Below are 13,171 nucleotides of genomic sequence, written 5' to 3'. Positions count from 1 at the left end.
GACCTGGCGATCTTTCGAGATCGTCATTTGTCTGACAACCGAACGCTTTTAAGAGGGGCAACGTGGACGAGATCCTGGCCAGGGCCGGAATCTTCCAGGGTGTGGAACCCAGCGCAGTCTCCGCGCTGACCAAGCAGCTGCAACCCGTCGACTTTCCCCGTGGGCACACCGTGTTCGCCGAGGGCGAGCCCGGCGACCGCCTGTACATCATCATCTCGGGCAAGGTGAAGATCGGCCGGCGTTCGCCGGACGGTCGCGAGAACCTGCTGACGATCATGGGCCCGTCCGACATGTTCGGCGAACTGTCGATCTTCGATCCCGGGCCGCGGACGTCGAGCGCCACCACCATCACCGAGGTGCGCGCCGTGTCGATGGACCGCGACGCGCTGCGGGCATGGATCGCCGACCGGCCCGAGATCGCCGAGCAGCTGCTGCGCGTGCTGGCCCGCCGCCTGCGCCGCACCAACAACAACCTCGCTGACCTGATCTTCACCGACGTGCCCGGCCGCGTCGCCAAGCAGCTGCTGCAGCTCGCACAGCGCTTCGGCACCCAGGAGGGCGGCGCGCTGCGCGTGACGCACGACCTGACGCAGGAGGAGATCGCACAGCTCGTCGGGGCGTCCCGGGAGACCGTCAACAAGGCGCTCGCCGATTTCGCCCACCGCGGCTGGATCCGCCTGGAGGGTAAGAGCGTTCTGATCAGCGACTCCGAGCGGTTGGCTCGCCGAGCGCGCTAGCGGTTTCGGCGTGAGCTCAGCGCCGTAGATAGTTGAGCTGGGCCTGCACCGACCATTCGGCTGCGTCCCACAGCTTCTCGTCGACATCGGTGTAGACGTGCTCGACCACCTGCCGGGCACTGGCATCCTCCCCGAGGTCTCGTAGAGCTGCCCGAACCTGATCCAGCCGGTCCTCACGATGGGCGAGATAGGTGTCGCTGACGGCCACCACATCGTCGAGTTCGGGTCCGTGGCCGGGGAGCACCGTGCGGTGACCGAGGCCGCGCAGCCGGCGCAGCGATTCGAGATAGTCGCCGAGGTCGCCGTCTTCCTCGTCGATCACGGTGGTGCCGCGCCCGAGGATGGTGTCGGCGGTCAGGACCGAACCCTTCCCGTCGCTTCGCTCGCCCCGAACATCGTCGACGAGGAACGACACCGAGTCGGCGGTGTGACCCGGCGTCGCCATGACGGTGATCTTCAGGCCCGCTGCCTCGATGACTTCCCCGTCGGACAGCGATCCGCCCAGTCCTCGCTGGAAACCACTACCCACGAAGCGGACCACGGCGCCGGTGAGATCCACCATCCGATCGATTCCGCCCGTGTGGTCGGCATGCCGGTGACTGATCAGGACGAGCGGGATCCGACCGAGCGCGGCGAGGCGCTCGATGTGTTCGTCCTTGTCGTCGGGTCCAGGATCGACGACGACCATCTCGTCGGTGCCCGGTCCGCGCAGGACCCAGGTGTTGGTGCCTTCGAGCGTCATGATCCCCGGGTTTTCGCACAACAGCACCGACGCGGTGTCGGTCACCGGCCGCAGCAGTCCGTACGCGGGGTGTTCCACTGAGGCGTCCTAGCTGATCTCCGCGATGACTTCCACTTCCACCGGTGCATTGCGCGGCAGCTCCGAGACTCCGACCGCGGACCGGGCGTGCGCGCCTGCGTCGCCGAAGATCTCCCCGAACAGTTCCGATGCGCCGTTGATGACACCGGGCTGGCCGTCGAATCCGGGAGCCGAGGCGACGAAGCCGACGACCTTCACGACCTTGACCACCGAGTCGATGCCGACGAGGGCGTCGATGGCGGCCAACGCGTTCAGGGCGCACTGCCGCGCCAACGCCTTGGCATCTTCCTGCGGCACCTCCGCCCCGACCTTGCCTGCCGCGAGCAGCGTGCCGTTGTGAATCGGCAGTTGACCTGCGGTATAGACGAGGTTGCCGGTGCGTACCGCGGGCACGTAGGCCGCCAGCGGCGCCACGACCTGCGGCAGTTCGATGCCCAGCTCGGTCAGGCGGGCTTTCCAGCCACTCACTTGGTTCGCTTCAGATACGCGACATGCTGCTCGCCGGTCGGGCCGGGCAGGACGGAGACGAGTTCCCAGCCGTCCTCGCCCCACTGATCGAGGATCTGCTTGGTCGCATGCGTCAGCAGCGGAACGGTGGCGTACTCCCAACGGGTCGGTTCGCTCATGCGGCTGAGCTTATCCGGCAGCCGAGCCGCTATGGCTAGCATGCATGCGTGGCTACCACATCATCTGGAGCAGCCGGCTCGCCGGACGGTTCCACACCGGCCGGTTGGCCGTCGCGTCTGACCAAAGCGCGACTGCATTTCGTCACCGGCAAGGGCGGCACAGGCAAATCGACCATCGCCGCGGCGCTCGCGCTGGCGCTGGCCGCAGGCGGACGCCGCGTTCTGCTCGTGGAAGTCGAAGGGCGCCAAGGCATTGCGCAGCTTTTCGACGTTCCGCCGCTGCCCTATGAAGAGGTCAAGATCGCGACCGCCGAGCGCGGCGGCCAGGTCAACGCGTTGGCGATCGACACCGAAGCGGCGTTCCTCGAATACCTCGACATGTTCTACAACCTCGGCCTGGCCGGGCGCGCCATGCGCCGTATCGGCGCGGTCGAGTTCGCGACGACGATTGCGCCGGGCCTGCGGGACGTGCTGCTCACGGGCAAGATCAAGGAGATCGTCACCCGCAACGACAAGGATCAGCCCAGGGGCAGGGGGTCGAAGTACGACGCGGTGGTCGTCGATTCGCCCCCGACCGGGCGCATCGCACGCTTCCTCGACGTGACGAAGGCGGTGTCCGATCTGGCCAAGGGCGGTCCGGTGCACTCGCAGGCCGAGGGTGTCGTCAAGCTGCTGCATTCCGATCTCACGGCGATTCACCTGGTGACGCTGCTGGAGGCGCTGCCGATCCAGGAGACGCTGGAGGCGATCACCGAGCTTCGGGAGATGGGCCTGCCGATCGGCAGCGTCATCGTCAACCGCAACATCCCGAGTTATCTTGCGCCGGACGATCTGGCCAAGGCCGCCGAGGGTGTCATCGACGCGGATGCGGTGCGGGCCGGGCTGCAAGCTGCGGGTATCACCCTGTCGGAGGCCGACTTCGCCGGTCTGCTCACCGAGACCATCCAGCACGCGACCCGGATCGCGGCCCGCACCGAAAGTGCGCAGCAGTTGGCCGATCTCGATGTGGCACGGCTCGATCTGCCTGCGATCGCCGACGGCGTCGACCTCGGAAGTCTGTACGAACTCGCCGACGAGCTCGCCCAGCAGGGCGTGCGATGAGCGCTTGCGCGAAGAGGAGATGGACCAGATGAGCGCTTGCGCGAAGAGGAGATGGACCAGATGAGCACGACCCCGGCGGCCCTCGACATGGCCTCGATCCTGCGGGACACCTCGAACCGCGTCGTGGTGTGCTGCGGCGCGGGTGGGGTCGGCAAGACCACGACCGCCGCCGCGATGGCGTTGCGCGCCGCCGAATACGGGCGCACCGTCGTCGTGTTGACCATCGATCCGGCCAAACGCCTTGCGCAGGCGCTGGGCATCCGCAGTCTCGGGAACACACCTCAGCGGGTGCCGCTGGCTCCCGAGGTCACCGGTGAGCTGCACGCGATGATGCTCGACATGCGCCGCACGTTCGACGAGATGGTGGTGCAGTACTCCGGCCCCGGCACCGCTGACGCCATTCTGGACAACCAGTTCTACCAAACCGTCGCCACGTCTCTTGCCGGCACGCAGGAGTACATGGCCATGGAGAAACTGGGACAGCTTCTGGCAGAGGACAAGTGGGATCTGGTCGTCGTCGACACCCCGCCGTCCCGCAATGCGCTGGACTTCCTGGACGCGCCGAAACGGTTGGGCAGCTTCATGGACAGCCGGCTCTGGCGCATGCTGTTGGCGCCGGGACGCGGGATCGGCCGGTTGGTGACGGGTGCGATGGGCCTGGCGATGAAGGCGATGTCGACCATCCTCGGATCCCAGATGCTTTCGGACGCAGCAGCTTTCGTTCAGTCCCTGGACGCGACGTTCGGCGGCTTCCGAGAGAAGGCCGACCGCACCTATGAGCTGCTGAAGCGGCGCGGCACCCAGTTCGTGGTGGTGTCGGCGGCCGAGCCCGACGCGCTGCGCGAGGCGTCGTTCTTCGTCGACCGGCTCTCCACCGAGCGTATGCCGCTGGCCGGGTTGATCCTCAACCGGACGCATCCGACCCTGTGCGAACTCCACGCCGACAAGGCGGAGGAGGCCGCCGACGAGCTGGAGAAGTCCCAGCCCGACTCGGTGGCGGCCGCAGCGCTGCGCATCCACGCCGCGCGTGCGTCGACCGCCAAGCGGGAGGTGCGACTGCTCTCGCGGTTCACCGGCGCGAATCCGGCCGTGGCCATCGTCGGCGTGCCGTCACTGCCGTTCGACGTGTCCGATCTCGAAGCGCTGCGGGCGATCGCGGACCAGATCTGCGTCGAGAAATCGGCGTAACCGCGCCCCAGGCAGGCGCGGTGTCCGCCGATACAGGCTTTGGTGTCTGACAGCTGAGCCAACCCGCGAATCAGGCAATCGCGGCTTAAATGCTGCCAAACTCCGCCAGGCTAATTAGCCAGCAGTGCGGTGTTTGCGCTGGGCGGCAAAAAAGTCAGCCCAGGAAACAACCTCCGGGTGCTGCTTGAGAAGCGCGCGACGCTGCCGTTCGGTCATGCCTCCCCACACACCGAACTCCACGCGGTTGTCCAAGGCGTCGGCGCCGCATTCCGCGATCACCGGGCAGTGGCGACAGATGACCGCGGCTTTGCGCTGTGCGGCGCCCCGGACGAACAGCTCGTCCGGATCGGTCTGGCGACACCGGGCCTGCGAAACCCACGCAATACGGGCTTCTGCCTCCTTGCCCTGCACAATGGGCTGAGCAAGTGGACTCAACGTGGCTTTACGAGCCGCGGGCTTGATTGTTGACACCAGCGATCCCCTATCGTTCTGGCCGCGCCCCGACAACGCAGACGACTGTTAACCCTCGCGTCGATTGCTAGTGCGATCTACGCCACATTGCGAGTACTGGGTGTGACCTGCATCGCACTGTGCGCTCAATTTAGGTGGTCACAGGCATTCTGCGCAATACATTCGTGACCACTTTTTTGGGACGACCGTGCCGTCAAATGTGTACAGTGCCGCGACACGGCGTTTGACATGCCCTGTCACGAGCCATTACGGCTGCTCGAGAGAGGCAGCGCCCAAACTCGTCGCTAGTCTGTACGCATGCCGGAGCACCCCCCGACACGCCCGCCGCGCGCGGTCACGGTCATCAAGCTCGCATGGTGCGTCGTGCTCGCCAGCGTGGTCGTCGCCGGCCTGCTCTTCCCTGTCGTCGGCGGGTTCGGCCTGGTGTCCAACCGCGCCTCGGATGTGGTTGCCAACGGCTCGGCGCAGTTGGTCGAGGGCGAGGTTCCCCAGGTCTCCACGATGACCGACGCAAAGGGCAACATCATCGCGTGGCTGTACTCGCAGCGACGCTTCGAGGTCCCGAGCGATCAGATCGCCAACACCATGAAGCTGGCGATCGTCTCGATCGAGGACAAAAGGTTTGCCGATCACAACGGTGTCGACTGGCAGGGCACGCTGACGGGCCTGTCGGGATACCTGTCGGGGAACCTCGACACCCGCGGCGGCTCCACCATCGAGCAGCAGTACGTCAAGAACTATCAGCTGCTGGTCATCGCGCAGACCGACGCCGAGAAGCGCGCCGCGATCGAGACCACGCCTGCACGCAAGCTGCGCGAGATCCGGATGGCGCTGACGCTGGACAAGACGTTCACCAAGCCAGAGATCCTGACGCGCTACCTGAACCTCGTGTCGTTCGGCAACAACGCCTTCGGTGTGCAGGACGCCGCCCAGACCTACTTCGGGATCAACGCCTCGGAGTTGAACTGGCAGCAGGCCGCGCTGCTGGCCGGCATGGTTCAGTCGACGAGCACGCTGAACCCGTACACCAACCCCGACGGCGCGCTGGCCCGCCGCAACGTGGTGCTCGACACGATGATCGAGAACCTGCCCGAGCACGCGGAGGAGCTGCGCGCGGCCCGTCAGCAGCCGCTCGGCATTCTTCCGCAGCCCAAGGAACTGCCCCGCGGCTGCATCGCCGCAGGTGACCGCGCGTTCTTCTGCGATTACGCGCTGGACTATCTGGCCAGGGCGGGCATCAGCAAGGACCAGGTGGCCAAGGGCGGCTACCTGATCAAGACGACGCTGGATCCCGATGTGCAGGCGTCGGTCAAGAACGCGATCACCCAGTACGCCAGCCCAGACCTGGACGGCGTCGCAAGCGTGATGAGCGTGATCAAGCCCGGCAAGGAGACGCATCCGGTCCTCGCGATGGCGAGCAACCGCACTTACGGCCTCAACCTTGACGCCGGGGAGACGATGCAGCCGCAGCCGTTCTCGCTCGTCGGCAACGGCGCCGGATCGGTGTTCAAGATCTTCACGACCGCAGCCGCGATGGAGATGGGCATGGGCATCAACGCTCAGCTGGACTCCCCGTCGCGTTTCGAGGCCAAGGGCCTCGGCAGCGGTGGGGCCCGCGGCTGCCCGCCGGCGACCTGGTGTGTGCAGAACGCCGGCAACTACCGCGGCACGATGAGCGTCACCGACGCTCTGGCGACGTCCCCGAACACCGCGTTCGCGAAACTGATCGCGCAGGTAGGGGTGCAGCGGACGGTCGACATGGCGGTGCGCCTGGGTCTGCGGTCCTACGCGCTGCCCGGCACCGCGCGCGATTACGACCCCGAGAGCAACGAGAGCCTCGCCGACTTCGTGAAACGGCAGAACATCGGCTCGTTCACGCTGGGCCCGATCGAGGTCAACGCCCTCGAGCTGTCCAACGTCGCCGCGACGCTGGCCTCCGGCGGCATGTGGTGCCCGCCCAACCCGATCGCCGAGGTGTACGACCGCTACGGCGAGCAGGTGTCGGTGACCACCGAGACCTGTGAGCAGGTGGTTCCCGAGGGTCTGGCGAACACTCTGGCCGTGGCGATGAGCAAGGACGACACGGGTGCGGGCACCGCCGCCGGCGCGGCCGGTTCGGTCGGCTGGAGCCTGCCGATGTCCGGCAAGACCGGAACGACGGAAGCGAACCGGTCGTCGGCGTTCCTGGGCTTCACCAACCAGTACGCGGCGGCGAGCTACATCTACGACGATTCGACCGCGCCGACCGAGCTGTGCTCGTTCCCGTTGCGACAGTGCGGTTCCGGAAACTTGTTCGGCGGTAACGAACCCGCCCGGACGTGGTTCACCGCGATGAACCCGATCGCCACGGCTTTCGGCGACGTCGTCCTGCCCCCGACCGATCCGCGCTACGTCGAGGGCGCACCGGGGTCGCGCGTACCGAGTGTGGCGGGCCTGAACCAGGACACCGCCCGCCAGCGGCTCCGCGAAGCCGGTTTCCAGGTCGCCGACCAGGCGACCCCGGTGAACAGCGGTTCGTCCTACGGCACAGTGGTCGGCACGGCCCCCAGCGGCCAGACCGTCCCCGGCTCGATCGTCACGATCCAGATCTCCAACGGCATCGCGCCCGCGCCGCCGCCGCCCCCGCCCGGCGGTCCCCCGGGCGGTCCGCCACCACCGGTGGGGCAGACGGTCATCCAGATCCCGGGCCTGCCGCCGATCACGGTTCCAGTGCTGGGGCCGCCGCCGCCCCCGGCCGCACCGCCACCGCCACCGCCTCCGGGCTGAGCCCGACAGTCTGTCGCTCACAGGCTCTGGCAGTAGTCTGGCGTTCATGTCTGCTTCAGCCGGTGACATCCTCAAGACCACGGCCGTCGCCTCTGTCGGCACCCTCGTGGCGGGCATCGGGTACGCCTCGCTGATCGAACGCAACGCCTTCGTCATGCGTGAGGCGACGATGCCGGTGCTCTCGCCTGGCTCCACGCCACTGAAGGTGCTGCACATCAGCGACATCCATATGCGGCCCGGGCAGCGACGCAAGCAGGCGTGGCTGCGCGACCTGGCTCGCTGGGAACCCGACTTCGTCGTGAACACCGGCGACAACCTGTCCCACCCGAAGGCCGTTCCCGCGGTCGTGCAGGCGCTAGGCGACCTGCTGGCGGTCCCGGGAGTCTTCGTCTTCGGCAGCAACGACTACTTCGCTCCGAAGATGAAGAACCCGGCGAACTACCTCACGAAGCCGACCCACCGGATCCACGGCGAGCCGCTGCCCTGGCAGGACCTCCGGGCGGCCTTCACCGAGCGCGGCTGGCTGGACATGACGCACACCCGTCGGGAATTCGAGGTGGCCGGTCTGCACATCGCGGCCGCCGGGGTCGACGATCCGCACCTGACCCGCGACCGCTACGACACCATCGCCGGCCCGGCGAGCCCGGCCGCGAACCTGACGCTGGGGCTGACGCACTCCCCCGAGCCCCGCGTGCTCGACCGCTTCGCCGCCGACGGCTACCAGCTGGTGATGGCCGGTCACACCCACGGCGGTCAGTTGTGCCTGCCGTTCTACGGCGCGATCGTCACCAACTGCGATCTCGACCGGTCCCGCGCCAAGGGCCCGTCGCGCTGGGGCGCCCGCACCCAGCTACATGTCTCTGCGGGCATCGGTACGTCGCCGTATGCGCCGCTGCGGTTCTGCTGCCGCCCCGAGGCGACGATGCTGACGCTCATCGCGGCACCGACCGGCGGCTCCGACACGGGGTCGCGGGCCGGCCAGCAGCATCCGACCGTATCGGCGCGGTGAGCGCGTCCCCTTGTCGCCAGTCGCGGGCATGGGTGGACAACGCGGTCCGGCTGATCGAGGCAGACGCGCGCCGTAGTGCGGACACGCACCTCCTCCGTTATCCCCTGCCGTCGAAGTGGTCCGGTGACGTCGACGTCGCGCTGTACCTCAAGGACGAGACCACACACATCACCGGCAGCCTGAAGCATCGGTTGGCGCGCTCGCTGTTCCTCTACGCGTTGTGCAACGGATGGATCGGTCAGGACACCACCGTCATCGAGGCGTCGTCGGGGTCGACGGCGGTCTCGGAGGCGTACTTCGCGGCGATGCTGGGATTGCCGTTCATCGCGGTGATGCCGGTGTCGACGAGCGCCTCCAAGATCGCGCTGATCGAATCTCAAGGTGGCCGTTGCCATTTCGTCTCGGAATCGGCTCAAGTCTACGCCGAGGCTCAGCGGCTGGCCGAGGAGACCGGCGGACATTACCTGGATCAGTTCACCAACGCCGAGCGGGCAACCGACTGGCGCGGCAACAACAACATCGCCGAGTCGATCTTCGAGCAACTCGGCGAGGAGACCCACCCGGTGCCGGAGTGGATCGTGGTCGGGGCGGGCACAGGCGGTACGAGCGCGACGATCGGCCGCTACATCCGGTATCGGCGCTACCCGACGCGCCTGTGCGTGGTCGATCCGGAGAACTCGGCGTTCTTCCCGTCTTACGAGCGCAACGATCCCGATGTCGTGACGGGCATGTCGTCCCGGATCGAAGGGATCGGCCGCCCGCGGGTGGAGCCGTCGTTTCTGCCCGGCGTCGTGGACCGGATGGTGCCGGTGCCCGACAACGCGTCCGTCGCCGCGGCGCATCACGTGAGCCGGGTGCTGGGGCGCCGCGTCGGCCCGTCGACCGGCACCAATATCTGGGGTGCGTTCAGTGTGCTGGCAGAAATGGTGGAGCGGGGGTGCAGCGGATCAGTGGTGACACTGCTCGCCGACAGCGGTGACCGCTATGCGGACACCTATTTCTGCCCGGAGTGGCTGAGCAGCCACGGCATCGAACCGTCGGAGTCGGCCGGATCGCTGGCCGAATTCGAGCGCTCCGGCCGCTGGCCCTGATCCTTCGAGCGCCGCGTCAGCGGCACATCGGACGTCAGGAACAGCCACAGTGCTGCCAGCGCGAAAAAGCCCAGGTAGATCGATGCGCCCAACCCAGTCATGTCACGCCTCGTTTCCGTCGATTACGTCTCTTAGTGTGCATAACGCCACCGACACCTCTGTTCCATCCCAGGGCGTGTCGCAAACCCCGATAAGCGTTTGGCTTCGACGGTGCCCCGTGCGATACGCTGTCGTGGCTTCACTCGGGGTGTGGCGCAGCTTGGTAGCGTGCTTCGTTCGGGACGAAGAGGTCGTGGGTTCGAATCCCGCCACCCCGACTCGTGTGACGCAGTGAGAGGCCCTGATCCGACTCGTTCGGTCAGGGCCTTCTCGTTTCACGGCGAAATTGGTGTCGGGCCCTGCCACTCCCGTGACTTAGCGTTAAGACGTGTTGCCTTCCCGCTCCCGGCTCGAGAGCTGGAATCCGGACTCTCTGACGTTCACCGGGAAGGCGATCGAGGAACGCGGGAGAGCCGTCGCCGATTCTGTGGCGACGTTGAGCACCAACATCGCGACGATGCCGGACACCAGGGCATGGTCGGGTGCCGCGCATGACGCAGCGACAGGGATGTTCGAGCGTGCGAGCAACCAGACGAAATCCTTCTCGGCCTACACCACCGCGATCAGCGAGGCCCTCGCCGCAGGGGCCAGCACGATCGGCGGAGCTCGAACAGCGTTGTTGGACAAGGCCGACCATATCGACGTGACGGGCCAGTTGTACGTCAGCGAGCAATGGGTGGTCCTGATCACCGGCGCCAAGATGACCCTCGAAGACGCGGCGGAACTCGAAAGGCGCGCCCAGGCCGAGCAGGCAACGATCAACCGGCTGCTGCTGGCAGTGGGCGCTGCCGACGACGCGACGGCCGACAGTCTGACCGCCGCCGCGAAACCGCACGGATTCGAAGTACCGGGCGCTTCCGACGATCCGTTCAGCACCCCGACGCCTGGGTCGCAGAGGCCCGGCGACGAGGTCCCCAATCCCTCCAATCCCGTGGGCATGATGCAACAGGCCGTGATCCGGGATACCGACATGGCACAGACGGTGCGCGACACGAAGACCGAGACGAAGTACGACCCCATCACCGGCGAAGAAGTATCCACCACCACAACGATTTACAAGCAGGACGGAACCAAACACGTCACCACGGAATATGCCAGGACGGAGTGGTCGGACAGGAGCCCAGCCACGACTGAAACAGTCTACGACAAAGATGGAAACATCGTTTCCGAATCCAACTCAGTCACCTTCAACGAATTCGCCCGAGACGACATGGCGAATGTGAAGGTCACCACAGTGAAGTTGCCCGACGGCACCTCGACGACGCTTCTCCAGCATCCTGACGGCCGTAAAAGCGCCACAGTCCACACCCCAGGCCGCCCGGTCGCGGATGTCCCGCTGGAACTGTTCGACAACCCGCTGCTGACCGGAGCGGAGACAGCCGTCAGCGGCCTGGAAGCGCAAGCCCGCGGTGGCCTCCCGATGATCTCCCAAGAGGCTGCCGAGCGCGTTCAGATCGGGGCCAAATACGGAGGCCCGGCCATCGGCATCGTTTCCTCGTTGTGGGATGTTGCCACCGCAGAAACCGGATTCCAGAAATGCGTCGCCACGGCCGAGGGAGTTACTTCCGTCGCTGCCGGAACGCTGGCAGGTGTCGCTACGTCGGGGGGCACGCCGCTCGTGTCCATGTCTGCGGCGCTGGCCGCCGGCTTCGGTGGCAAAGCCCTTGGCAATTGGATAGGGAATACGTTTTGCCCGCGATGACGACGACTACGAAAGTCCGCCTGTCAATCCTTGTCCTGCTTGGGATTAGCGCGTCCGGGTTCCTGGCCGGATGGGGTTTCATCTGGCTATTGCGGGGGAGCTATCCGACAGCAATCGTCATTTTCGCCGCGGTGCCGTATCTTGTCGGCTTCGCTGTCCACATGGCCTACGTGGTGTGGGGCACCGCAAGACCAAGAACGCACTATGGCCCCGAAGGCACCCTCATTCGACCGCCCAAGTGGGCCGACCGGATGTTCTACATGTCTTTCCTCTCGGCCGTCCTCGGGGCGGTCCTCTATCTGGGCTTCCTGGCCGCGGGAATGATCGACTTTCACCTCCCTCAGGGCTACCGACGGGTAGACATCGTCATCTGCGTCTTCCTTATCGGGTTCGGAGCGCCAGCCCTGCTACGGGCGTTCAAGCACGGAGGCGAAAGCCACCTTCTGCTCAACCCTGACGGCTTCGAAGTGTGGAACGGATTCTGGGGCTCGTTCGTGCGGGGTCGATGGGATGACGTCGAGCAGATCGAGGATCGCCCGCTGCGGGGCCGGCGCAATGGGCGGGAGGTCATTGTCATCGGGCGGCCCAAAGGGCGGGCGGCGATGTTCATGTCCGACGCTGTGACGGATGACAGCGACGCGCTTCGCGAATGGGTGCGGTTCTATTGGCAGCACCCGGAACACCGCAACGAACTGCTTGACGAAAGGGCCTTGCGGCGTCTCGATGAAGCGGACATCACCACCGGGTGACGTCGGCGATCATCTCGTCAAGGTACGCGGTCAGCGTTTCGACGTCGACCGGTTCGGCGTTCTCGGCATCACCGGAATCGAAGACGTAGTCACCGTCGCTACGGATCTGAACCCATTGCAGGATCGGGAGGGCAGGGTCTGTGCCCCAGCATCGCGCCACGTCTCTGCGCACCTGCACCGTTCCGCTCGCCACGACGTCGTTAGCGCCCACGTGTGGGACCGTCACGTCGGCGGGCGGCATCAGGAAGTCGAGGTCGGACTCGTCAGGACTCGATTGCCCGGCAGCCGTTACCGCAATGCGCGGGTGCGCCCCCGGGCCGACGAGCCCGACCGTTTCGGCCACCACTTCGCCCCACAGTTCCGGCGGCACCGCGTACACATCGACGGTGTCGACCCCGTCTCGATCCCTGCCCTGCACCGCGACGAACGCGGACCCGCCTGACCGCAGGCCGTGCATACCGAGATCCGAAGTGTCTTCGCCGAATTGGTGCACCCGGCATTCAACGCACACGTCTGGCTGCGCAAGGGCGTTCACCCAGGCTCGAACACCCTGAAGGTCGCCGTCAGTCAACCGCACGTCGATCGGCCGCACCGTCCTGGTGGCGAGCCAGACCGATCCAACGGGCCGGCTGCGCCCCAGCGGAAACGGCAGCAGATCAACGCCGTACAGTTCGCACGCCGATTCCAGATCGACCACCGCGACCGTGCCCACCAGTTCGGACCAGATCGACTCCGGGAGACTTCGCGTGCCTGCCACACAAGCCATTCTCCGTTGCAGCAGTGATGAGTTCTGACACCAAATTCGGTCTGCC

The 13,171-nt window shown here is 66.3% G+C and carries 13 protein-coding genes and 1 tRNA gene; 9 read left to right on the top strand and 5 right to left on the bottom strand.

The window, feature by feature from the left end; genetic code table 11:
- The first annotated feature begins 62 nt into the window (after positions 1-62).
- Complete coding sequence (gene crp / locus ACAG24_RS03075; RefSeq protein ID WP_005138643.1) at positions 63-737, top strand: cAMP-activated global transcriptional regulator CRP; 675 nt, start codon at positions 63-65, stop codon at positions 735-737.
- Between the two features lie 16 nt (positions 738-753).
- Here crp and ACAG24_RS03070 read toward each other — a convergent pair whose 3' ends face one another.
- The 3 genes from ACAG24_RS03070 to sp36 are packed head-to-tail and all read right to left on the bottom strand — an operon-like array spanning position 754 to position 2,183.
- On the bottom strand, positions 754-1,557 hold the full coding sequence (locus ACAG24_RS03070; protein WP_370471213.1) for an MBL fold metallo-hydrolase: 804 nt from the start codon (positions 1,555-1,557) through the stop codon (positions 754-756).
- A 9-nt stretch (positions 1,558-1,566) separates the two neighbouring features.
- A complete protein-coding gene (locus ACAG24_RS03065; RefSeq protein ID WP_370471212.1) occupies positions 1,567-2,025 on the bottom strand; it encodes a RidA family protein in 459 nt (152 codons plus the stop codon).
- Complete coding sequence (sp36, locus tag ACAG24_RS03060) at positions 2,022-2,183, bottom strand: Sp36 family protein (protein WP_370471211.1); 162 nt, start codon at positions 2,181-2,183, stop codon at positions 2,022-2,024. The genes ACAG24_RS03065 and sp36 overlap by 4 nt, the downstream gene beginning before the upstream one ends.
- Positions 2,184-2,231: 48 nt before the next feature.
- Between sp36 and bagA the strand changes: the two genes are divergently transcribed.
- Together bagA and bagB are read left to right on the top strand one after the other, a co-directional pair.
- Entirely contained in the window at positions 2,232-3,284 is a 1,053-nt protein-coding gene (gene bagA / locus ACAG24_RS03055; RefSeq protein WP_370471210.1) for an ATPase BagA, read from the top strand.
- Between the two features lie 60 nt (positions 3,285-3,344).
- The gene (gene bagB, locus ACAG24_RS03050) at positions 3,345-4,472 is read left to right on the top strand and encodes an ATPase BagB (RefSeq protein WP_370471209.1); all 1,128 of its coding nucleotides are present in this window, start codon (positions 3,345-3,347) and stop codon (positions 4,470-4,472) included.
- A gap of 114 nt (positions 4,473-4,586) precedes the next feature.
- On the opposite strand, the gene ACAG24_RS03045 is transcribed toward bagB, so the two are convergent.
- Positions 4,587-4,943, bottom strand: coding sequence for a WhiB family transcriptional regulator (locus tag ACAG24_RS03045; protein ID WP_370471208.1), 357 nt, complete (start codon positions 4,941-4,943; stop codon positions 4,587-4,589).
- 297 nt (positions 4,944-5,240) lie between these two features.
- Here ACAG24_RS03045 and ponA2 point away from each other — a divergent pair, with 297 nt between their 5' ends.
- The 6 genes from ponA2 to ACAG24_RS03015 all read left to right on the top strand — a co-directional run bounded on the left by ponA2 (position 5,241) and on the right by ACAG24_RS03015 (position 12,359).
- Positions 5,241-7,709, top strand: coding sequence for a transglycosylase/D,D-transpeptidase PonA2 (gene ponA2, locus ACAG24_RS03040; RefSeq protein ID WP_370471207.1), 2,469 nt, complete (start codon positions 5,241-5,243; stop codon positions 7,707-7,709).
- 46 nt (positions 7,710-7,755) lie between these two features.
- Positions 7,756-8,718, top strand: coding sequence for a metallophosphoesterase (locus ACAG24_RS03035; RefSeq protein ID WP_370471206.1), 963 nt, complete (start codon positions 7,756-7,758; stop codon positions 8,716-8,718).
- Complete coding sequence (gene cds1, locus ACAG24_RS03030; RefSeq protein WP_370471205.1) at positions 8,715-9,809, top strand: L-cysteine desulfhydrase Cds1; 1,095 nt, start codon at positions 8,715-8,717, stop codon at positions 9,807-9,809. The genes ACAG24_RS03035 and cds1 overlap by 4 nt, the downstream gene beginning before the upstream one ends.
- 243 nt (positions 9,810-10,052) lie before the next feature.
- A tRNA-Pro gene (locus ACAG24_RS03025) sits at positions 10,053-10,126 on the top strand.
- Positions 10,127-10,335: 209 nt separating this feature from the next.
- Entirely contained in the window at positions 10,336-11,610 is a 1,275-nt protein-coding gene (locus tag ACAG24_RS03020; protein ID WP_370471204.1) for a hypothetical protein, read from the top strand.
- The gene (locus ACAG24_RS03015) at positions 11,607-12,359 is read left to right on the top strand and encodes a hypothetical protein (RefSeq protein ID WP_370471203.1); all 753 of its coding nucleotides are present in this window, start codon (positions 11,607-11,609) and stop codon (positions 12,357-12,359) included. Before ACAG24_RS03020 ends, ACAG24_RS03015 begins: the two co-directional genes overlap by 4 nt.
- On the opposite strand, the gene ACAG24_RS03010 is transcribed toward ACAG24_RS03015, so the two are convergent.
- A complete protein-coding gene (locus ACAG24_RS03010; protein WP_370471202.1) occupies positions 12,346-13,116 on the bottom strand; it encodes an ESX secretion-associated protein EspG in 771 nt (256 codons plus the stop codon). The genes ACAG24_RS03015 and ACAG24_RS03010 overlap by 14 nt on opposite strands.
- Positions 13,117-13,171: the final 55 nt, after the last annotated feature.

The organism is Mycobacterium bulgaricum, from assembly GCF_041287165.2.
GTDB classification, from domain to species: Bacteria; Actinomycetota; Actinomycetes; order Mycobacteriales; family Mycobacteriaceae; genus Mycobacterium; species Mycobacterium bulgaricum.
This window is presented reverse-complemented; position numbering and strand designations above follow the sequence as displayed.